20 protein-coding genes and 1 other RNA gene are annotated in these 22,196 nt (G+C 48.8%); 11 read left to right on the forward strand and 10 right to left on the reverse strand.

What is annotated here, in order from left to right:
• Positions 1–49: 49 nt before the first annotated feature.
• Positions 50–2,740, reverse strand: coding sequence for a TonB-dependent receptor (locus D0Y50_RS11195; RefSeq protein WP_108567196.1), 2,691 nt, complete (start codon positions 2,738–2,740; stop codon positions 50–52).
• Between the two features lie 309 nt (positions 2,741–3,049).
• On the opposite strand from D0Y50_RS11195, the gene D0Y50_RS11200 reads away from it, so the two are divergent.
• Positions 3,050–5,023 (forward strand): BCCT family transporter, encoded by a 1,974-nt coding sequence (locus D0Y50_RS11200; RefSeq protein ID WP_108567195.1) that lies wholly within the window; start codon positions 3,050–3,052, stop codon positions 5,021–5,023.
• A 27-nt stretch (positions 5,024–5,050) separates the two neighbouring features.
• Positions 5,051–5,530: a MarR family winged helix-turn-helix transcriptional regulator gene (locus tag D0Y50_RS11205; RefSeq protein WP_108567194.1), complete on the forward strand. Its 480-nt coding sequence runs from the start codon at positions 5,051–5,053 to the stop codon at positions 5,528–5,530.
• On the opposite strand, the gene D0Y50_RS11210 is transcribed toward D0Y50_RS11205, so the two are convergent.
• Together D0Y50_RS11210 and D0Y50_RS11215 are read right to left on the reverse strand one after the other, a co-directional pair.
• Positions 5,521–5,877 (reverse strand): RnfH family protein, encoded by a 357-nt coding sequence (locus D0Y50_RS11210; protein WP_408640656.1) that lies wholly within the window; start codon positions 5,875–5,877, stop codon positions 5,521–5,523. The two genes, D0Y50_RS11205 and D0Y50_RS11210, sit on opposite strands and share 10 nt — an antisense overlap.
• Before the next feature lie 2 nt (positions 5,878–5,879).
• The gene (locus tag D0Y50_RS11215; RefSeq protein WP_108567192.1) at positions 5,880–6,308 is read right to left on the reverse strand and encodes a type II toxin-antitoxin system RatA family toxin; all 429 of its coding nucleotides are present in this window, start codon (positions 6,306–6,308) and stop codon (positions 5,880–5,882) included.
• Positions 6,309–6,483: 175 nt separating this feature from the next.
• On the opposite strand from D0Y50_RS11215, the gene smpB reads away from it, so the two are divergent.
• Positions 6,484–6,963, forward strand: coding sequence for an SsrA-binding protein SmpB (gene smpB / locus D0Y50_RS11220; protein WP_108567281.1), 480 nt, complete (start codon positions 6,484–6,486; stop codon positions 6,961–6,963).
• Between the two features lie 135 nt (positions 6,964–7,098).
• On the opposite strand, the gene D0Y50_RS11225 is transcribed toward smpB, so the two are convergent.
• Positions 7,099–8,334 (reverse strand): NADH:flavin oxidoreductase/NADH oxidase family protein, encoded by a 1,236-nt coding sequence (locus D0Y50_RS11225; RefSeq protein ID WP_117318738.1) that lies wholly within the window; start codon positions 8,332–8,334, stop codon positions 7,099–7,101.
• A 272-nt stretch (positions 8,335–8,606) separates the two neighbouring features.
• Here D0Y50_RS11225 and ssrA point away from each other — a divergent pair.
• Positions 8,607–8,963, forward strand: a transfer-messenger RNA (tmRNA) gene (ssrA, locus tag D0Y50_RS11230).
• Positions 8,964–10,237: 1,274 nt separating this feature from the next.
• Here the strand turns inward: ssrA and D0Y50_RS11235 are convergent.
• Entirely contained in the window at positions 10,238–12,187 is a 1,950-nt protein-coding gene (locus D0Y50_RS11235; protein ID WP_117317017.1) for a tetratricopeptide repeat-containing diguanylate cyclase, read from the reverse strand.
• A gap of 304 nt (positions 12,188–12,491) precedes the next feature.
• Between D0Y50_RS11235 and D0Y50_RS11240 the strand changes: the two genes are divergently transcribed.
• Positions 12,492–13,070 (forward strand): exopolysaccharide biosynthesis protein, encoded by a 579-nt coding sequence (locus tag D0Y50_RS11240; RefSeq protein WP_108567190.1) that lies wholly within the window; start codon positions 12,492–12,494, stop codon positions 13,068–13,070.
• Between the two features lie 186 nt (positions 13,071–13,256).
• Here the strand turns inward: D0Y50_RS11240 and D0Y50_RS20050 are convergent, their stop codons facing one another.
• Positions 13,257–13,571, reverse strand: a complete 315-nt coding sequence (locus tag D0Y50_RS20050) for a nucleotidyltransferase family protein (RefSeq protein WP_170145492.1) — start codon at positions 13,569–13,571, stop codon at positions 13,257–13,259.
• A gap of 246 nt (positions 13,572–13,817) precedes the next feature.
• Here D0Y50_RS20050 and D0Y50_RS11250 point away from each other — a divergent pair, with 246 nt between their 5' ends.
• A complete protein-coding gene (locus D0Y50_RS11250; RefSeq protein WP_117317021.1) occupies positions 13,818–14,576 on the forward strand; it encodes a DNA/RNA non-specific endonuclease in 759 nt (252 codons plus the stop codon).
• 55 nt (positions 14,577–14,631) lie between these two features.
• On the opposite strand, the gene D0Y50_RS11255 is transcribed toward D0Y50_RS11250, so the two are convergent.
• Positions 14,632–15,111, reverse strand: a complete 480-nt coding sequence (locus D0Y50_RS11255) for an EVE domain-containing protein (RefSeq protein ID WP_108567187.1) — start codon at positions 15,109–15,111, stop codon at positions 14,632–14,634.
• Positions 15,112–15,263: 152 nt separating this feature from the next.
• Here D0Y50_RS11255 and D0Y50_RS11260 point away from each other — a divergent pair, with 152 nt between their 5' ends.
• From D0Y50_RS11260 to D0Y50_RS11270, 3 genes are all read left to right on the forward strand, one after another.
• Positions 15,264–17,444 carry a YgiQ family radical SAM protein gene (locus D0Y50_RS11260; protein WP_218023534.1) on the forward strand — a complete coding sequence of 727 codons (2,181 nt, stop codon included), beginning with the start codon at positions 15,264–15,266 and terminating at the stop codon, positions 17,442–17,444.
• Positions 17,445–17,469: 25 nt separating this feature from the next.
• Positions 17,470–17,721, forward strand: a complete 252-nt coding sequence (locus D0Y50_RS11265) for a hypothetical protein (RefSeq protein WP_117317023.1) — start codon at positions 17,470–17,472, stop codon at positions 17,719–17,721.
• 208 nt (positions 17,722–17,929) lie between these two features.
• Positions 17,930–18,163: a hypothetical protein gene (locus tag D0Y50_RS11270; RefSeq protein ID WP_117317025.1), complete on the forward strand. Its 234-nt coding sequence runs from the start codon at positions 17,930–17,932 to the stop codon at positions 18,161–18,163.
• 249 nt (positions 18,164–18,412) lie between these two features.
• Here the strand turns inward: D0Y50_RS11270 and D0Y50_RS19780 are convergent, their stop codons facing one another.
• Both D0Y50_RS19780 and D0Y50_RS11280 read right to left on the reverse strand, forming a co-directional pair.
• Complete coding sequence (locus tag D0Y50_RS19780) at positions 18,413–18,862, reverse strand: DUF1294 domain-containing protein (protein ID WP_232366242.1); 450 nt, start codon at positions 18,860–18,862, stop codon at positions 18,413–18,415.
• Between the two features lie 655 nt (positions 18,863–19,517).
• Positions 19,518–20,414, reverse strand: coding sequence for a LysR family transcriptional regulator (locus D0Y50_RS11280; protein WP_108567185.1), 897 nt, complete (start codon positions 20,412–20,414; stop codon positions 19,518–19,520).
• Between the two features lie 118 nt (positions 20,415–20,532).
• On the opposite strand from D0Y50_RS11280, the gene D0Y50_RS11285 reads away from it, so the two are divergent.
• Complete coding sequence (locus D0Y50_RS11285; protein ID WP_117317027.1) at positions 20,533–21,507, forward strand: aldo/keto reductase; 975 nt, start codon at positions 20,533–20,535, stop codon at positions 21,505–21,507.
• Positions 21,508–21,516: 9 nt separating this feature from the next.
• A complete protein-coding gene (locus tag D0Y50_RS11290; RefSeq protein ID WP_108567183.1) occupies positions 21,517–21,909 on the forward strand; it encodes a GlcG/HbpS family heme-binding protein in 393 nt (130 codons plus the stop codon).
• A gap of 39 nt (positions 21,910–21,948) precedes the next feature.
• Here the strand turns inward: D0Y50_RS11290 and D0Y50_RS11295 are convergent, their stop codons facing one another.
• Positions 21,949–22,164, reverse strand: a complete 216-nt coding sequence (locus tag D0Y50_RS11295; protein WP_108567182.1) for a hypothetical protein — start codon at positions 22,162–22,164, stop codon at positions 21,949–21,951.
• Positions 22,165–22,196: the final 32 nt, after the last annotated feature.

Genomic DNA, 22,196 nt, shown 5'->3' on the forward strand with positions numbered 1-22,196 from the left:
GATTTACCTGCCCTTATCATATCGCATAAGAGGCTAAACCCGGTGACCGCTATAGGTAGTCGTATGATAACCGCACGCCAATGGTGCGTGGTCGGTTAGTCACTACCTTCGGCGTAAACTGCTGGGTATCGATATTTAATACCGCATGTTCATCAAACACATTATCGATATACAGCTCGGCCTTCCAGACATCATTCGTTACCCCCACCGCCAGGTTGGCGATAACATAAGCATCTTGAATATACCGGCCGCCGCGAAAGGTACCATCGTTGGCATCCTGGTAGGTTACCCCTTCATACACGCTGGCTTCATCTTCAATACTTAAGCCAGAGCCAGTACCGTAAATAAGGCTTGTGGCATCTTCCATAACATACGCATCCATCACCATGCCAGCCAGACGATCCCCGGTATAACTTACAGAACCGTTTACATAGCCACGTCGGCCCTCTTCCATTTCAAAGAAGTAGCGGGCATTTATATTACCAGAGAACTTAGCAGAATATGGCAGCCGCGATCCTACCCCGGCCGAGATCCCCGCCAGTTCGTCATTCACCCGGGTAAGTTCAGTATCGAGTACGCTAAATGCAGCGTTGATGACCAAATCGTCGGTAGCCAACCAAGTTATATCGGCATCCATACCGCGTATCTCGGCATCACCGACATTATCGGTAAACACCAGAAACGAAATATTGGTAGGGTCAAACCGAGACGTTTGTAAATCGGTAATTTCAGAGTAATAAGCGGTGGCATTAACCCGCAAAATTCCTTCCAGAAAATCGCCTTTAACACCTAATTCATAGTTATCCAGTGTATCAGTGGTGGAGTAAACCGGAATCCGGAAGTTTTCAAATTTACCCGTTTGATTAGACGCCAAGCCGCCACCTACACGGTTGGTTACCGGTGGGCGGAAACCTTCTGAATAGTTAGCAAATAACAAGATATCGTCGTTCACCTTCCAGTCTAAGGAAAATTTGAAAATAGTATCATCTACCGACAAAACGCCGTCTGGTTCAAGGTCGTCCACGGTTAACTGGCCGCTATCCAGGGCTGCATTGATGGCATCAGGGTCCAAGTCTACCGATTCCAGTTCAGTGGGATCCAAGGTGCCAAATGCCCGGATACGCCGGGACACATCCACTGTTGATGTTGAGCCTTTGTATTCATCATCTATTTGATACCAACGGGCACCGATGCTGGCGGTCAGTGAATCGGTAAGGTCATATTCTAACTGGCCAAATACCGCAATCTGCTCAATAGTATGGGTTATGTCATTAACAAAACTGACATCGGCAGGAAACGGCCCCCCGTCGCTATTAATGCCTTCGCTGCCTTTCAATTCACGCGCCATGGCCGGAAATTTTTCTGTACTGGCAATATTGAACTGGCCTATCGTGGCGACTTCCTGATCGTCGTAAAATAGTCCGGCAGTGACCCGCCATGGTGTATCCATGGTCGTATTAAAGCGCAGCTCATGTGTACTACGGGTACTGGTCGTGTCTTCGCGGTAATACTTGGTTGGGTCTAAGCAACGTTCGTCTTCGGCGGCAACCGCTTCACCATAGTTACACACATAATAGGCTGAAAATAATCCTCCGTTGGTATAGCCAGTGTAGTCCGCCAACGTGTCAATCTCACGATTCAGATAACCACCGGTGTACACCATGTCGAGTTTTTCCAGGCGTCCTTCCAGTGTCCAGGTAGTCAGGCCGAATTCGTCGGTGTTTTCTTCCGGCTGAAACCGGTTTGTTGAGCTTTCCCCTTCAAGATTAGGGTCATAGGCGAAGACACCCTCGGTTTCAAGGGTTTGCTGGGTATGTTGAACCAGTAAGTCCCAGTTTTCATTAATCAGGTAGGATACGCCTATCCGGGCGCCGGCATATATAGCATCGTTAAAATCGTCTTCCACTAAACCATCGTTGCGGGGCGAGACGACATCAGCCTCGGTACGGCTGGTGATATCTGGATTGGTAATGCGGTTGGCATCCATGGCACGCGGGTCAGATAATACATTACCGGAAATCCGGCTTATCACTTCTGCACTGCCTATGTAACCGCCCTGGCCCGGTTGGTTGAGGACATTATCAATCCAGCCCCCCTGACGATCATTGTAGGCGGCAACTCGCACGGCCAACTCATCCGTTAAAGGCATATTGAAATACGCCTCCACCGCATTGCTCATCTCCCCGCCTTTGGTCATAGATATATTAGTATCTGCACCGGCGGTAAATGCGTCATGCTGAGGTTTTTTGGTAATAAGCCGAACGGTACCGGCCTGCGAACTGGCGCCAAATAGTGTGCCCTGTGGCCCGGGCAATACTTCTACCCGCTGGACATCGGTAGCGTAAACATCAAGATTACGCCCGGCCATAGAAACTGGCATTTCATCGACATAAAATGCCACTGAAGGCTGCAGCGCCTGAACCGATGACAGCATAATATTGGATTGGGTGGTTGCCGCGCCACGAATGTAGATTTCATTTTGGCCTGGGCCGGTACCCTGGAAGGTAACATTCGGTAAAAACTCTACATAATCCTGGAAACTATCGATACCCATATTTTCCAACGCTTCACCGTTTAACGCAGTAACTGCTACCGGTACATCCTGAATCGACTCAGCCCGCTTGGTGGCGGTAACTTCGATTGTTTCAATTTTGGCATTGGGCCCGGTTTGTTGCTGGGCTGTGACGCTAACGGAAGCAAGTGCAGCCAAAATGGCACAGCTTATCTGAGACTTTTTCATTGATGCGTGTTTCCTTTGTTTTCTAGGAGTTCCTGTTCGAATTCGGCAAAAATTAATTAGCACAGTGATTATCTCAACTGAAGCTATTTGCCCTTTTCGTTATAATTATTATGAGATTTTAGTAGGTAAACTGCTCATTTTCGTTTTTCTTTATATTATTTCGCATGATTTTTACCCAAAAATCAAATTGAACTCTAATAATTAAGCCAAAAGTTTAATTTTGGTGCTCCTTCGCGTATATTCCGCCGTACTTATACTTCGGAGTACTAAGTCGCACTTTTAAACGTTAAGCAACAGAAGGACATTTGAGTGAGCAGTGAAGACGCCGATAAAGGCCAACTGAATAAAAAGGTATTTATTACCTCATCACTATTGATAGCTGCACTGATGATATTTGCAGCGTCCGGTCCTGAATATGCCGGTAAAATTTTCCAAAGCGCCCAAGATGTTATCGTCACCAACGGCAGCTGGTTTTATGTTGGAACGGTCGCCATCATTTTATTATTGGTGGTGTATCTTGGCGTGTCTCGCTTTGGTGAGATGCGGTTAGGGCCGGATCATGCAAAACCAGAGTTTTCGATGCCTTCATGGATCTCTATGCTATTCGCAGCAGGCATGGGTATTGGCTTGATGTTCTTTGGGGTAGCTGAGCCTATCATGCATTTTCAAACGCCTCCTACTGCCGATCCCGGTAGTGTAGAAGCCGTGCGCGAAGCCATGAAAACCACCTTCTTTCACTGGGGCGTTCATGCCTGGGCAATTTATGCCATTGTAGCGTTGGTGTTAGGTTATTTTGCCTTCAGACACAATCTTCCCCTTACCATGCGTTCTGCGCTGTACCCACTCATTGGCGACAGAATATACGGCTGGCCTGGACACATAGTCGACATTTTTGCCGTTACCTCAACCATATTCGGGGTGGCAACCTCGTTGGGTTTAGGTGCTGCACAGATAAACGCTGGCTTGAGCTATGTTTTCGGTATACCAAACACTAATGGTATGCAAATAGGCATTATGGCGTTTGTCGTGCTGATGGCTATTGTGTCGGTAGCGACCGGTTTGGAAAAAGGCATCAGACGGTTATCTGAAACGAACATGGTATTAGCAATCTTGTTGCTATTATTCGTATTTGTAGCAGGCCCTACGGTTTTTCTTTTACAGGCTTACCTGCAAAATACCGGGGCTTATCTGTCTGATATAGTTCGTAATACATTAAATCTTTTTGCCTACGATAAAACCGACTGGATAGGTGGTTGGACAATCTTCTACTGGGGTTGGTGGTTAGCCTGGGCACCGTTTGTCGGCCTGTTTATTGCCCGCGTATCGTATGGCCGTACCATCCGCGAATTTATTTTCGGGGTGTTACTTATTCCCACCGCGTTTACCCTATTGTGGATGACCATATTCGGTAATACGGCAATTGATTTAGTGTACTCTCAGGGTATTACCAAGCTATCGAGTATGGTGTCCAACGATTCCTCGGTGGCCTTATTTGTGTTCCTCGAGAACTTCCCCTGGTCCAGTGTGGTAAGTATGCTGGCAGTGGTCATGGTCTTTATCTTCTTTGTTACCTCCTGCGATTCGGGGGCCATGGTAGTGGATATGCTGTGTTCTCATGGTAGTAACAACACGCCATTATGGCAGCGTATTTACTGGGCGGTTGCAGTAGGTGTGGTAGCGTCCATATTACTCTACGCCGGGGGTTTGGATGCGCTGCAGACCATGACCATTATATCGGCTTTACCATTTTCAATAATATTGCTAATAGCAATGTACGGCCTGTTGAAAGCCCTGCGATTAGATGGTTATAAACGGGATAGCTTGCAAATTACAGCAATGCAGCCCCCCGCCAATGAAACCGATAAAAACTGGCGCGACAGACTGGTTAACATTGTTAGCTTCCCCAACGAAAAAACCGTACGCCGGTTTATGGAAAAAACTGCCGAGCCCGCCCTGCGTGAAGTAGGCAGCGAATTCGAAACCCAAGGCTTTACTGCTACGCTTGATAGCGAAGACCAGTATTTACGCCTTACTGTGAGTATGGGTGACGAAAGAAACTTTGTTTATGCGGTGTATATGACGCAGCAGGATCAACCTGAGTTTATGCCTAATGATGAAGGCACGGCGACGCCGACGGACCAACAGTCATATTACCGGGCTGAGGTTCACTTGGGCGAAGGTGGGCAGAACTATGATATTGTAGGGTGGTCAAAACTGGCTATCATTAATGATGTCATTGATCATTATCATAAACATCAGCATTTCCTTCATTTAATGAAGTAAAGATTAAGCGTTAACAGGAACAGATGCATGCGCAAAGAAGAAGAACTATTGGTTGCACTACGGCGCGTTATTCGCGCAGTAGACTTGCGTAGTAAGCAGTTAAGTAAGGATGTGGGTTTAACCGGCCCACAACTTATGGTGATGCAAAATATTGAGGCAAACCCGGGTGTCATGGTACGCGAGATTGCTGAAAGTATTACGTTAAGCCCTGCTACGATCACCAATATTTTGGATCGACTGGAAACACGCGGGCTGGCCCAGCGAATTCGTAGTACCCAGGATAAACGTAAAGTAAGTGTGCATCTGACTGAGAAAGGTAATGAGGCGCTGGTCAGCGCGCCTCGGCCTTTACAGGAACACTTTATAGACCGCTTCAATCAGCTTAAAGAATGGGAGCAAAGCCAAATGGTTGCGACCATGCAGCGCATTGCTACAATGATGGATGCAGAAAAAATTGATGCCTCTCCATTTCTGGAGGTTGGCAGTATTTCAGACCGTCAGGTCTGATCTTTTGTATGCTGGCTTTTGAGCGGATTGGGTCGCCCGCCGGTGACCTTATCTGCTCTGCCTTCCTGCTTGGCCCGTTCTGCACGGCGCTTACGTACTTCTTTCGGGTCGGCAATCAGCGGCCGGTAAATCTCTACCCGATCGCCATCTTGTATTTTATCTGACAACTTCACTACCCTACTCCAAATACCAACCTTACTGTTCTTCAGGTCAATTTCAGGGTATTGCTCGGTAATTTTTGAAGCTTCAATAACCTCTTTCACCGTAGAGCCTTCCGCAATCGCAACTTCAATAATAGATTGCCGGTCAGGTAAGGCGTAAGCCACTTCGGTATTAAATAAACGCATTCTCAGTAAACCTGTTTAGCACGTTCGGTAAACGCTTTTACCATACTGCTGGCCAGCGCGTTGAATATTTTACCAAATGCCAGTTCAGTGAGTTTGCTGGTAAATTCAAACTGCAGGTTTAATTCAATTTTACACGCTTCGTCTGATAACGGCGAAAATGTCCAGCCACCGGTTAACTGACGAAACGGTCCATCTATCAGCTGCATATGAATATGCCGGGCGGGTTCAAGCGTATTTTTAGTGGTAAACCATTGTTTAACACCCGCTTTTGCCACCAGCAATGAGGCTTGCATAGAGTCCTGGTCTTGTTCAACGACCTTACTGTCTTTGCAGCCTGGTAAAAACTGTGGATACGACTCGACGTCGTTAACCAGATCGTACATCGCTTGAGCACTGTGGTTTACCAGTGCACTTCTTTGAATCGAGGGCATTAATCTTCACTAACTGCTTTTCATACTTAACCTAAGTCTACCATGAGTTATATTGCTAAACCTACACTTTGAAAATGCCAAAATGTGCCCCATATCAGGTTAATCTGCGTACCAACGAACCTGGCTAACGCCTTAAATTAAAGACATTAATTACGCAATCGGTATAATGGTGGTCATGAAACAGAATAAAGCAAACAAAAACAGCGGCGGGACTATCGCGCTGAACAAAAAAGCCCGACACGATTACCACCTTGAAGACAAGTTCGAAGCGGGCATGTCGTTACAAGGTTGGGAAATTAAGAGCATTCGAGAGGGTAAAGTTAATATCACCGATAATTATGTGATTATCCAAAATGGCGAAGCCTACCTGGTGGGTTGCCGGATTACGCCGCTCCAACAAGCTTCCACCCATGTGGTATGTGCGCCCGAACGGGCACGTAAACTGCTATTGAGTAAACGTGAACTGGACCGCCTGATGGGTGCCAGAGACCGTCAGGGCTACTCTATTGTGGGTACTGCTATGTATTGGAAAAAATGCTGGGTTAAGCTGGAAATTTATCTGGCGAAGGGTAAGCACGATCACGACAAACGAGATGCGATTAAAGACCGCGACTGGCAACGCCAGAAAGAGCGGGTAATGAAGCACAGCGTTTAAACCGGTACCACAACAGGCTAGCCCAGTAGTTCTGATGGCCGATTTCTGGGCGGCTGAGTCTTGTTGGCTTAGTTGTAACGATTGCGCATGCGGTGCACTGGCATAATGGAATAGCCAGGTATGCCGGTTTAGTGCTTAGCGGCCGATAAACCGGTGATAACGGCGAGTCATTTTTTTACGGTGTAGTAAATCCAGAATCAGGCTCCACCACTGCCCCGGCTCCCGGGTGGTAGACAGGTCATTTCCTAAGCGCCGCAACTGGCGCCGTATCATTGCCATCGTCACTAGGCTGGCAAGCGTTTTATCTTGCCACTTACATTTAGGCGCATGGCCTTTGTAGCTGGGCATTTGTTGCCATTTAAGCACCAAATTCGGGGTTATTGCTAAGGCACTGGCCATTCCCACTAATTCGCAACCTTCACTTATTACGTGCTGGGCGACCGGCAAACTAGTGATGCCGCCCGTCGTCATTACCGGCATTTTTGCTACCTGAGCAATATCGTGAGCAAAGCGCAGAAAATAAGCATCGTTATCCAGGCTTAGCGCGTCGGAAGACCTACCCTGCATAACCGGCGCTTCGTAGTTCCCTCCAGATACTTCAACCACATCCACCCCAAGATTATTAAGATAACCTACAACTTCACAAGCTTCTTGCGGGGTCATACCGCCACGTTGAAAGTCAGCAGCATTCATTTTAACCAGCACGGCAAAATCGCTACCACAGCTGGCGCGTATCTGGCTGACAATGTTTAGCAGCAAGCGCGCCCGGTTAGGCAACGTCCCGCCCCATTGATCGTCACGTTGGTTCACTAGCGGAGACAAAAACTGAGACAGTAAATAGCCGTGGGCAGCGTGCACCTGCACACCATCAAAGCCGGCTTTTTGCGCCTGGACTGCGGTATCCACAAACTGCTGGCAAACGGCGTAAATATCGTCGCATGTCATTGGTTTCGCCTTGGCAAACTGCTTGCTATAGCGGCCGAGTTTAAGATTCACTGCCGAGGGCGCCAGCGCTTGCGCACTTACCGCCTTAAAAACCTGCCGGCCTGGGTGATTTATTTGCATAATAGCCAGGGCCCCGCCCGAGCGTATTACACTGGACCATTTTTGAAAGGCGCTGAGCGGCGTGGTTTTTTCTAATACAACTCCCCCTGGGCCCGTCATCGCGTGACGGTTTACCATCACATTGCCCGTGATAATCATCCCCAGGCCCCCATGGGCCCAGTAACGGTACAAGGATAACAAATTGTGATCTGGTAACTGCCCTGAACCTGCCATATTTTCTTCCATGGCAGCTTTGACGATGCGGTTTTTCAGATGCTTACCACATGGTAGGGTAAGAGAATTAAATACGGCGGATTGTGAACTCATTACGTCTTTTTTGGTCTTAATAGGCTCGCCTACTTTATCGGTAAATGATGCAAAATGCATCTACTGCGATTAATTTGCGCTGCAATACTGGAAAAAAGCCGAACTACCCCAATATCTATTATTGGCGGGACGATTGAATGCTTACAAAGTGAGCAAAAAGCCTGTTATTTCTTAAACTTGCCGTCCTCGTATGGTTGTGTAGTAACAGGAATACAGGTAGAATACCCTTTCGCTTTGATGGTCGGTAACGATCATTTTGGCAAATTACTTCCGGGGCTGATTAGGATTCGACAGGATCTAGGAAGCTGGAGGTGCATGCAGAGGTGCGGATTGCCTCTTAAAAAATCCGCTTTAAATAGTCGCAAACGACGAAAACTACGCACTAGCCGCTTAATAACCGGTATAGGCCCTTCCACCACAGCTTTGTTTGCTAGCGTGGATTCGGAAGGTCATATAAGCAAACTAGCGAGGGAAACTCTCCTGAGGTTGAACCGCGAAATAGTATCAGGACCGCTACGAGGAATCCTGTTTGCCGGAGTCCGAAGTAGTTAAACAAATGACAAACTAAGCATGTAGTACCAAAAGTGGACATTTTCTGGACGCGGGTTCAAATCCCGCCAGCTCCACCACACAACAAAGGCTCGCCATCCGGTGGGCCTTTTTTGCGTCTTACGTTTGTTGAAGATTGAGCCGTTAGCCGCCGGTAGACGTAGCGCCATAGATGACGCTAAATATCGCCCCGCCAGCTCTATCTAACAAATTAATTAGGTGCCACAAGACACGGTTTTTTCATTTTTGAATTCATCAGTGAAAAGCCGCTAGCGGGTTTACAAACAGCCCGGAACAGTCGGTATCCCCGCCAGATGCCCGCAGGGGTAGCGCCAGCATTGACGCTTCATTCAGCTTCATTCAGTCCGGTCATCAGCATCATATTCAACCCTGTGCTGCTTAGTTGCTTGCGCGGCCCGGCTCTTAACTCTTAAATTAAGACGCTCTCGTCAAGGCGCAACAGGTATTCATACCTTACTTTATCCGTTTTACGCTGGCTTTATTCAGCGGCGAAGCGCTGCATATAATATGACAAATATACGAAGGTAGTGGCTCTGGGGCGGGTACTTTGCAGCGTGTCAGCCGAACATCAAGTCTGGCTTTAGTCAATTGGTCAGACTGTAACCAGCGGCTAGTCATAATCCTGCTGCTTGCAGGATGCTTCAAAAGCCTTGGTATTATAGCAAAAGGCGCAGCGACCGGAGTCGCATAACCATTAGGCCAATACCCTCGACTTTTCAATCTATCTGCTTAATAACGATAACTAATCCTATAACTATTCCTATACAACTAGGCCTATACATCTAGGCCCGAACAAGTATGGCGGTACTGAAGGCGCAGGAATAATCATTCATTTCTTCAGTATTATATTGGCATCAATATGCACAATTTTTAGCTGATGCGTGCCTTTACTCAGATTAAATAAGGTCACATTCAGTTTCCGCTTGTTATTGGTGACTACGCTGGTCTACGCTTTTTTCTTATGCGACTTGCTGTGCCCAGCTCAGGGCATGCAACTCATAGGCAGACAAAGAAGCTATTAATAAGCGGCGCTCTATGGCTAAATCACTGTCTATCCGGTGGATATGCGAGGGTTATTTTCGCACGTGTAGCGTGGTTGGCTACAAACTGCTTACAGGTACATCATTGCGTCAGTAAAAACCACTTCCCCTGCCCTTGGCGCTATCTGAGATAGAGCTCATGCTTACGCTAACGCTCCCCATTCCCCAGCTCTTGTCTAGGTTGTCACCACAGCGCTTATAAATGCAGGGATTTCCTGTTCAGCGCCCCACCCTGCAATGCAGGCGGTTTCAGCGGCTTTGAAAACAGCATAAGGCAGCGCGATGATGTGTCGTTAACACGCAACAAACAGGGTGACTACGCGGTCACGCCCACCCGACTTGGCCTGGTGTAATGCATTACCGGCTTTTTCCAAAACCTGCGCCGTGGTGTCGCCCGCGGTTACCTGAACAACCCCGGCAGACAGGGTTATTTGCAGCGTATCCATATACACCGCCGAAGGCAGTTGTTTTACCTTGCAGCGTAACTTGTTCAGTGATGTCAGCATCTCATTTGCCCCGGCGTTAGGGAACACAAACAAAAAGGTTTCGTTAGCCAAACGTCCTAAGATATCGGTCTCCTGGAAGGTTTCCAGGGATTCTTTGCCAAACAAGCCCAATAGTTTATCCGCCGTTTTATGCCCGGCTCGCTCCGCAAAATCAGTGAAATTATCAATGTTAAGCATCGCTACACTTAGTTTCATCTCTCGTTGCGTAGCCAGATGCAACTGGATGTCCAGGGCCTCAAGTATTTTGACTCTTGTTAGCAGGCCCGTGGCCCCGTCCAGCGTGGACAAAGCATTAAGCTTACGCTGATACCGTTTGGCTTTTGCACCCAGCAAATACAGTAGCAGGCACAGCAATACGGATAAGGCCACTACAACAATTATCAGCAAATGACGCTGGCCGCGTACCGCAAAGGTGGTTTCCTGCAAGGCTTCGATACGCTGGTGATGTTGTATCTCTGTGTCCTGCCAAGAGGTATCAAATTGCATCTTTAATTGTTCTAATTGTTGCTCGCTTTCCTTTTGTACCAACGCCGCCTGGCTGGCCATACTGTGCTGCAATAATGTATAAGCTTGTTGATGAAGACCATCGTGAGCGGCAATCTGCGCTGATAATAGGTCAGCCTGAATATGTTCTTTTTCCATTAAGGTGGGGGTGAGGTGCGTTCTGGCACTTTGCAGATATTGGGCGGCATTCGCCACATTATTTTGCAAAATCCAGCTACTGGCAATGTAATAGTTAACAGCAAACCGTTGGTATGAAGTACCTTGCTCGCCAAATACCTCCCGGGCTTTGGTAAAATACAACAAGGCACTATCGGTATTACCCTGCTTTAGGTATATCTGACCAATCAATAATTCGGCTTTCGCTACCGCTGCCTGGTCTTCCAGTGAGGCAGCCAGTTCGGCTGATTCGCCAAGAGCCGCTAATGCCTGGTCATCTAAATGCATCTCATGGTAGGCCTTGCCCAGGCTAAACAGCAATGCTACCTGATTCAACCGATTCTCGTGCTGGCGTGCGTACTCCAGACTTTCCTGCAAATACATCACAGAGGATTCATAGTTATCCATAGCCTGATAGGCGGTGGCAATATGTTCGGCAATAAGCGCGGGGTTAATCTGGCTTGCTGTACGGCTGGCATGTTCATAGGCCTGAATTAACCAGGTCAACGATTTATCATAATAGAACAGGCGCATCTCCAGCAGACCACTGGTGATAAGCGCATCACTGTATAGCTGTTCTGCACGATGCAGGCGCGCCCATTCTGCCACCCTGGCGGCAAGCGGCAACCCCGCTTCGGGCCGTCCTTGCTTTTCCAGCAACTGAGTTTGCGCCAGCAAAAGACGATGGTAAAGCAAGGGGGAGCGTTGCTGGTTTACCAGCTTTTGGGCGCGCTGCAGTGCGATCTGGGCGTCATCAATATTGGCTAACTGAATATGGCCAATCGTTAGCAAGTACAATAGTTCCGCCTGCTGCTGCGCATCGTCGGCCTGTGCTATGGCCGTGGTCAGCTCATCAATACCAAACTGCGGGTTATTACTCACCTGTAACACTTGCTGAATCAAGGGATCGTGAGAGGAAGAAGCGTAATAAGCGTGCACCGCAGAATGCGGTGTACTGGCGAATGCGGCCAGGCTGAGTAGCCACAGGCCAAGCCAAAGTGAAACTTTGTTGTAGCGACACACCATGCCAGCATTGGCGCCGGCAAAATATCCATTATTGCTTTTGATGCTAAGCATAGCCAAAAATCAGGCCCCGTGGTGTTGCTAATGATTAACTATAGCAATAAATGCTACATAAACATTAGGTTCATCTAATAAAAGGCGGGCGTGGCCGGCCGGATGAAAAAAGAAAAAAGGGCTTAGTAAAAAGCGTAGTCAATGTTGTGCGTAATTCAAGGTTCGCACACCTAGCGAAAATGGCACCCGATACAGCGCCTTAAAACCACACAATTCTCGCCTAACAATAATCAAGACAATTAAAAACCAATCCCGTTCATTACGTGTATGTAATCTACACATTGTTCAGCATGGAGCTGTAAGTATGACAAACAGTACAATAACGGGCTTTCTGGACAAGCTGGTTGAAGATACCGAACGCACGGTAACGGTAGAAGACGTGGTTTCAACATTTAAAGAACGTGGCTTTGGCCCGTTATTGATGATTCCATCTTTAATCGCCTTACTCCCCACTGGCGCTATCCCCGGTGTGCCTTCCATTTGCGGTATCACCTTGTTTTTAGTATGTATTCAACTGGCCGCAGGCCGAAACCACCCGTGGTTGCCTAAAGCGCTAAGAGAACGGGCTATTGACCACGATAAACTACAGAAAGCCGCAAATAAATCCCGGCCTTATATTAAACGCATGGAATCGTTATTTAGATCCCGTTTTACGCAACTAGCGGAGCAACCTATGCGCAGCATAATCGCTGCGTTTAGCGGTATCGTAGCACTATGTATGATACCCCTGGAGCTTATGCCGTTTGCGGCCGCACTCCCCGCTGGGGCGATTGCGCTGACCGCTATAGGTATTACCTACCGCGATGGTGTGGTGATTGCCATTGGCCTTATTGCCCAATCCTGTACTGGCTTTTTGTTGTACCAAGTTGTCACAATGGTATAACACGAAAAAAGCCTAAGCCAACCTCCGCCGTCCTATCTACAATAGCGTTCAACCTGGGCGTGGGCGTTTATGCAATAGCTAACCGCGGCCAAACCTTCGCCCAGTTTTTTGTGGTAACCCGGTGTAGGTCAACATGGTAGGCGGTATATAACGGGGTGTGTCTACCCCTTCCCGGCCAGTTACTAGCTAGCCCACGAGGCGCGCACACCGATATCCGCCCTGTGCACTGAGGCCAACCTTCGCACCCGTTGCCGCTTCTACCCAATAGCTTATCGCCTTACAGGTACTGACGTAGAGTGCTCGCTGATGCGGAGTATGCACCCTCGCCTGGTTGGTGACTTGCCAGTCAACCTGAATTAACGCCGCCCTCAATCGGTTTTCCAGCAAGACTTCATAACCCCGTGTAGGCCGGGTTTGAGCAAAAATACACCGGTAACAACATTCAACAGCGGTGGCTGAGCATATCGATTGGGGCAAGGCATCCCGTATAAAGTTACCCACAAAACCAGCCCCCAATATACCAGTCCGGTAACGGTAAATTGACGACGCTTCGCAAACGTAGCATATGCACTGCTCCCCACTAAGTGCCTGGTTCTATTGCGTAGTGAAATAAACCCGCCAGTCGGCCAACTTTCGATATCACCGTCATCTCCTTGTCACATCCAGGTCAATGAAACGTCATTATTACCCTGTACTTTCGATCAGGTTTTTAATAGATTAACCCGCTGAAAGGCATAAGGAAATAATATGAAAGCCATGGTTGTGTGTTGGTTAAGCTGTTGCAGTTTTATGGCCTGGGCCGATAACTGTTTACATGGCTGTCCTACCGGGGTGCAGGGAACCTTGCTTACCCGTACTATTTATACGCTGAACAATAATGACAACACTAAATTTGCCAATTGGGTGGCTTACCATGTAACCCCCACTACTATTGATGGTCCCAGCCGAAGCAGATACTGGAAAGCTGACCCTCTGCTGGCCCCAAGCGCAACGCTGGAGCCCGATGATTATGACGATGCCAATGCGGTACTGGGGACCGACCGGGGCCACCAGGTGCCGCTGGCCTCTTTTAGTAACACCGCTGACTGGCCCGAGCTTAACTATTTATCTAACATCACTCCCCAGGACTCCGATCTTAACCAAGGTCCCTGGGTCAGGCTGGAAAATGCGGTGAGGACGGTTGTGCGGACCGGGCAAGACGTCTTTGTGGTATCCGGCCCGCTATACGAGAGCTATTTTGGTAATTTGCCTCAGGCAGATGAAGCCCATACTTTGCCTAGTGGCTATTTCAAAGTGATCATGACGTTCAATGACGGTTGGGTCGATGCCTCGGGGTTTGTGTTGTACCAAAGCGCGTCACGCAGCGACAACTTTTGCACCACGGAAGTTACTATTGATGAAATAGAGCAGCGTAGCGGATTAAACATCATGCCTTTGCTACCCGCCTATAAAGAGCCAGCCGTGGAAGGTCAGTTGGGTGGCCTGCGCACCAAGTTGGGCTGCTAGACTCGGCCCACCCGAGGCGCGCATACTTTTAAAGGGTCCCGTCGACACGGCATATTTATCGACCGTTAGCACGCCTTGTAGCGGCAACATACAAGGCGTGCCATTCAGTTTCTGGTACCGGCATAATTGATAATCTCGACCCTTTCTTTACCACCCCGGTTTGGCTTATCTGCGGCATGGCTTTGATGTCTTGTAAACTCAGTACCTGGTCAAATTTTTCTACAAACTTAACGTCTACCCGGTACCAGCGTGGTGATTGAGGGCTGGCTTTAGGATCAAAATAGGCTGACTCGGGATCAAACTGGCTGGTATCCGGGTACCCTGCCCGAACGACCTCTGCAACGCCGGCTATGCCCACTCGCTTGCAGCTGGAATGATAAATAAATACTTTGTCTGCCAAGGCCACTTCGTCTCGAAGAAAATTCCTCGCTTGGTAGTTACGCACCCCATCCCAGGGCTCGGTTTGCGCTGGGCGCCGCTGCAGATGATCAATGCCGAACACCTCAGGTTCCGTTTTAAATAACCAGTAGGCCATTGTATTTACTATTGTTGTTACGCTTGCCCAAAAGAATATCATAATCTTTTGGCACACCGGGATAAAACCTTGCACTAAAGTTTGCCCACAGACTGGGAGAAAATGAAACAGAGGTGGTATAATGACTACAGATTCGTATTTAGTTGTTGATTATGCAAGCCACTATTAAGGCTGAACGCAGCCTGTTTTCTTATCCCAAATACTGGGCACATTGTTTGGGCACCGCCCCGTTTTTACCTACCACCCGCGCCGAAATGGATGAGTTGGGCTGGGATAGCTGTGACGTTATTATGGTTACCGGCGATGCCTATGTTGACCATCCAAGTTTTGGTATGGCCGTCATTGGGCGGGTGCTGGAAGCTCATGGGTTTAGGGTGGGTATCATTGCCCAACCCGACTGGACCAGTAAAGATGCCTTTATGGCGTTGGGTAAGCCCAATCTGTATTTCGGCGTGACCGCCGGCAACATGGATTCCATGATCAACCGCTATACTGCCGATAAGAAACTGCGTCATGATGATGCCTATACGCCAGGTAATGTCGGCGGCAAACGCCCCGATCGAGCAGTGACGGTTTACTCACAACGGTGCCGGGAAGCATTCAAAAAGGTACCGGTGATCATCGGTGGAATTGAAGCCAGTTTGCGGCGTATTGCACATTATGATTATTGGTCTGAAAAAGTACGCCGCTCCGTATTGTTCGATGCGAAAGCCGATATGCTAATGTTTGGTAACGCCGAACGGCCACTGGTTGAGGTGACCCACCGATTGGCGGCTGGCGAGCCTATTTCCGAGATCACCGATCTACGGGGGACGGCGATTATTGTTAAGCAGCCCCTTGCTGGTTGGCAAGGGGTGGACTCCACTTCGTTAGACCGGCCAGGAAAAATTGAGCCTATTGCCAGTCCCTATCAGGTAGAGCCAGACTGCGATAAGGCGGAAACCGCTGACGCTGAGACCGATGCTCAAGCTAAGCCGATAGTGATTCAACCACCGGAAAGACGTAAACCATGGGAAAATGTTTACGTTAAAATGCCGGCATTTGAAACCGTCAAAGACAATAAAATGCTGTACGCGCATACCTCGCGTATATTACACCAGGAAGTAAATCCAGGATGCGCCCGGGCTTTGTTACAGCGCCATGGTGATCGCCATATCTGGATTAACCCGCCAGCCATGCCGCTGGAAACCGAAGAAATGGATGCGGTATTTGATTTGCCCTATCAACGGGTTCCTCACCCCAGCTATGGGGATGCCAAGATTCCAGCCTATGACATGATCCGGTTTAGTATAAATATTATGCGCGGTTGTTATGGCGGATGTACCTTTTGTTCTATAACTGAGCACGAAGGGCGGATTATTCAAAGCCGCTCAGAAGAATCGATTATTCGCGAGATAGAAACAATCCGCGATACCGTACCCGGATTTACCGGGGTAATATCGGACCTGGGTGGGCCTACGGCGAACATGTATCGCTTACGCTGTAAAAGTGCCAAAGCTGAAGCGACCTGCCGGCGCCCGTCCTGTGTGTATCCCAGCATTTGTGCGCATATGGATACCAACCATGCCCCCACCATTAGCCTGTATAAGCGGGCACGTACCCTGCCGGGAATTAAAAAGGTGCTGATTGCGTCTGGCGTACGCTATGACCTTGCTGTAGAAGATCCTGAATACGTCAAAGAGTTGGCACTACACCATACAGGTGGTTATCTGAAAATAGCGCCGGAACATACAGAAGACGGTCCGTTGTCTAAAATGATGAAACCGGGCATGGGGTCGTACTACCGATTTAAAGAGTTATTCGATAAATATTCCCAGGAAGCGGGTAAAAAGCAGTATTTGATTCCTTATTTCATTGCCTCTCATCCAGGTACTACCGATGAAGATATGCTGAACCTGGCAATCTGGCTAAAAGAAAATAAGTTCAAACTTGATCAGGTGCAAAATTTTTATCCATCGCCAATGGCGACGGCCACTACGATGTACCACACCGAGGTGGACAGCTTGCGCAAGGTGAAAAAGGAAAGCGAACACGTACCTTCTGCTAAAGGGGAAATACATCGCCGCTTGCATAAAGCCATGTTGCGTTATCACGACCCTAAAAACTTTGCCCAAATTCGCCAGGCTTTGGCCAAAATGGGCCGGGAAGACCTTATAGGCCGTGGGCCGCAACATTTAGTGCCACCTGAATCTAAGGAAGAAAAACGCCAGAAAGCGGCACGCCCCCGCCCGGGCGAACGGGCGTTGTCCAAACATACCGGGCTACCCCCAAAAGGCTTTAGAACCAAACGCCCACCCGGGACGAAAGGAAAACCGAACTCTCGACCAAATTAAACCGGTTATGCATTAAAAGGAATTAATGAAACATTTTTTTGCAGTGGCGGTGGCAATAATACTCACCGGCCTGTTAGCTGCCTGTAGTAATCAGCCCACGGTTCACTTGTATGGTAAATATCTTAGCCAAGAGGCGCGCACGTTACTGGTGAACGAGCTCGAACATAACCAGTTCAAGGTTGTTGAAAACACCCTGGATTTTCCGCACAGCGTGGAGCAGTCTGCGCTGCTATATTCTCTAATAGTGCACGGTTACACGTATCAGCGTCCTGGTTAACCGGCAAGGTTACGAGCTGTACACTGTCGCGCCGTTGGAACAGGGTAATCACTGGTACACAAAGAACAGTTTGGCATTGATGCTGCGCCCGCCTGGCGCCCGTGGCGATACACAAGTGCTCACCCAGGACTTACCCTATGAGTACCGATCAGTTTAGTGTGAACGAACCTTACGCCTGTTATTGACGCCCCACAGAAGTTATACCTTATTGGACCCGGCAAATGCAGCAGCCCCCCTTAGTCAGGGGAGCTGGCATTATCGTCAGGCCCCGTACCTGGAGTTCCGAGCTGACGATGGTATCGCATTTAGTTACTATTCTATCAAACGCACCCTGGAGACTGACATTGTCAGCCCCATCAGCATGCTGACGTTAACGCCTATACAGGCATTAGCCGGTGCCGCGCCCTGCGAATTTAATTATGGTGAACGATTGTTAAAGTAGCGGTATATACGTGGAAGGATATTGCTGGGTTTATCTTCAGCTACCTTTCACCCTATCAGTTATCCCCCCAAATTACCGCGGCTGATCCTGGCTATGACAAGGAACCGGTGACCAGCGCCCTACCGTTTTCGCACGTTGTCGCCACAGGGTGTGTTAAAGGATCGAAAGGATGATTCGTATTGACCAGAGCGCTTGGTTCATGCCGTTCGCGCGCCGTCTCACTGCCCTTTTGAGGCCCTCTGACAAGCATTACCCAAGTATAATGGTTACTATAACAATGTTGGTTACCACCGTAAGATAAAATAGGCGTTTAAACGACGTTTTCTGGGTTTTGTGCCGCAATAGATACTGCCCGGCCATGCCACCTGGCCAGCCACCCAGCACGCTGCAAATATGTAAGGTAGATTCCCGGATACGCCAACGTCCTCTGCGCGCCGCTGTCTTATCGTGCCAATAAAGTATAAAAGTGACCAGGCCAAGCAGTAAATAGCCTGCGCCGAACATCGGCATAAGTAGCCCGGCATACACAGCGCCGGCCATGCCCAGGGCGCCCAGGCCGGTCAGCAGCAGCGGCCATAAAGACGGCCTGTCCCTGTTGCGCCGGCGTAAAGTGTTGCCTGATTGGCGAGTTTGCCTGGCGGTTGAGTTTACTCTGATATGCTCTCTCCGTTTATCCTGCGCGGGGTCAGCGCCTTGCAACTTCTGTGTGGGCTGACGCGGCGCTGCTTTTTTAAGTCGAAGTCTTTAGTGGCAAATTTACCGTTACGCTGGGTGGAGTAACCGGTGGCTATAACATCTTGCATTGGCGGGCCGCCAGTGGCGTTTTATACGCTCTGATAGGCCCCAACGCGCGGCCACCGGCCTGGCTTGACGGCTTTCCAGAACCAAAACCTCTCGTATCGTCTCACTGGCTGATTTTTCCCTGTTGCTGCATGCGATTTTCTTTTTGATACTGCGGTACTGGTACCGTGAGTAATCTCAATCAATGGCTTTTAGTGGCCATGACGGGCTGGCCTGTTGGCATAGCCAGCGTCACGGGCAGCAGAACTACTAAAGCAGGCTTAGCTGCTTTGCAAAACCAAAACCTCTCGTATCGTCTCACTGGCTGATTTTTCCCTGTTGCTGCATGCTATTTTCTTTTTGATACTGCGGTACTGGTATCGTGAGCAAACTCAATCAATGGCTTTTAGTGGCCATGATGGGCTGGCCTGTTGGCATAGCTAACGTCACTGGCAGCGGGCTTGCTAAGGGCAACCCAGCGCCACTAGTTTCAAATGACCCAGTGCTGCTGGGCGGCCCCTCGGACGCCTTGCCAGGGGAAAACCCATCCGGGACGTCCGTAGGTCACAGAGGATTATGCCTGGCGCTCCGGTGAATGGTTAGCAAAATAATCCCGCACAAACCGGGTAAAGGTTTTAAGTTTTTGCGATGGATACACCAGTTGAGGATGAAACAGATAAATACTGTTCCCCATGGGTAAGCATTCCTCAGGTAGTACCACCTGAAGCTCGCCCCGCGCTATATCATCAGCCACATAGTAGTTCGCAACCCGGATAATGCCTTTGCCCTTTAATGCCTGCTGGCGCAACAAGTGGTTTTCATTGGTGGCCAGCCAACCATTAATATCAACCGGCCCCTGTTTAAGCGGCCAGCTTTTTTGATGTAATGTTGCCAAACAAGCATGTTGGGCTAAATCGTCAATATGCTGTGGTTCGCCGTAATTAGCCAGGTAAGCCGGCGATGCTACTAACAAGTGAGTGTAAGGTAACAACTCGCTCACCACCATGTCATCCGGAGGCGTGGTAGTCGCCCTGAAGGCCACATCAATATCCTGCTGATTGAGATTGTGCGTGGTATAAGAACAATTGATTTCAAACAATATATCGGGGTGAAGGCCCTGAAAATCGCTACATAGCGAAAACAAAAAAGTTTCAGCGAACATTTTTGGCGCGGTAATGCGCAACAGCCCGCTTACCGCCTCGTTTTCTTCATTAACGCTACGTTCCAGCTGAAACACCTGCGAACGTATATTTAAGCCCTGCGCCAAAGCCCGCTCGCCTTCGCGGGTCAATCTTACGCTACGGGTGGTACGCACCAGTAACGGGCACTTCAACTCCGTTTCTAGCTTCTTTACCTGCTCTGACAAATAACCTTTAGAAATTCCCAGTTTCCTGGCCGCACGGGTAAAGTTAAGCTGACGCGCCAGCTCTACAAACAGCATTAGCCGTTCCATTCGTTTATGATCGCTCATAGTACCGCCTCAACACCTTATTGTTTGTTATAGTAAACTATGATTTCGCTAAATAGCTATTTTGTTATTTATAAAAAACAATATTATAGCGGCTAACGTCACTTACTCAGGAATCCGTATGCAACACACTTTACCTTTAGCCGAATATTTACCCAATGTCAGTACCCTGGCGTATGGCTGCATGGGGCTGGGTGGCGGCTGGAATGACACGCCGGTGACTACCGCAGACGTGGCGCAAAGCGACAGCATCATTCAGTCGGCACTGGAAAGCGGAATTAATCTTTTTGACCATGCGGATATCTATACTTTCTCCAAAGCGGAAGAAGCCTTTGGTCAGGTTTTAAAAAATACGCCTTCGCTGCGTGAAAAAATGTATATCCAATCTAAATGCGGCATCCGATTTGAAGATAGTGAGGGCTGCGGACGCTACGACTTTTCGGCGTCCTGGATACAGCAGTCGGTTGAAGGAAGTTTACGCCGCTTACATACTGATAAATTAGATATTTTATTACTTCATCGACCGGATCCATTGATGGAGCTTGATGAAGTTGCCAATACGCTGCAGGCACTACATAAGGCAGGCAAGATTGATTATATTGGGGTATCTAATATGAATCAGTATCAAATGGCGTTTTTACAAAGTGCCTTGTCTATGCCCATTGTCACCAATCAATTGGAACTTAGTCTGGCCAAAACCGATTGGCTTGATGATGGTATTGCGGTAAATACACCAGCGGCCCAACAAGCCGGGTTCCCTAGTGGCTTACTGGAACATTGTCGTAGTCACCATATACAACTTCAGGCGTGGGGCTGCCTGGCTCAGGGTACGTTTGGTGAGCAGGGGCTGCATGGGGAAGATGAGACTATTGCCAATACCACACGCTATGTATGGAAGCTGGCGCAAGAATACAAGGTGACAGCAGAGGCTATAGTGTTGGCGTTCCTGTTAAAACACCCAAGCGCGATTCAGCCGGTTATAGGTACAACCAATACCGATCGTATCAAAGGTTGTGCTCAGGCTCTGGACGTTAAATTAACCCGCGAGCAGTGGTACAACTTGTATGTGTATTCACGCGGCCAGGCATTACCTTAGGAAGCGGCTATGTTAACGCTAAAACAAGCGCAATCGCTAAGCGCCACGGCTGTGAAACTGGCCACCGGGCGACGGCAGGCGGTGGCGGTAAGTATTTGCGACGAACATGGAGAGCTTCTTCATTTTTGCCGTATGGATACAACCGCTTATCACGCTGGGGTATTGGCTCAATCTAAAGCATACACGGCTGCCAGGGATCGTCAGCCAAGCGGTGACCTGGGGGCCTGGGCCCAGGCAACGGGCAAAGATATCAGTTACTGGAGCGATCCGAAAATAACCGGCTTCAAAGGAGGCTTGCCTATTGTTCAACACGGCAAGGTTATTGGCGGTATTGGAATAAGTGGTTTAAGTGAAGAAGATGACGAAGCGCTCGCTAGCGAGACGCTAGTCTGTTTAGCATAAATGCGGGGCGGGCCACGCTGTACCCGGCCCGCCGTTCGTTTATGGCCGAGTGGGTGTATCTTCGATAAGTTTGGCAATATGGGTATTATTAGCTGTGTTGGCTAAATCAATAAGATAACTTTTTTGTAGCTCATCCAGCATCTGTGAAGTTAGATACTGTTTAACCCGGTCCGTCTCCCCATTGGCGATGGCCGATTCCAACCCTTTCATCCCAGCGATACCTTTTTCACCTTGTGGTTCGTTATCATTTTCCATGATGGCTCCTGTTCGGTTATAGCGGGGTCAAC

This window comes from Salinimonas sediminis, assembly GCF_003429285.1.
Classification (GTDB): domain Bacteria; phylum Pseudomonadota; class Gammaproteobacteria; order Enterobacterales; family Alteromonadaceae; genus Alteromonas; species Alteromonas indica.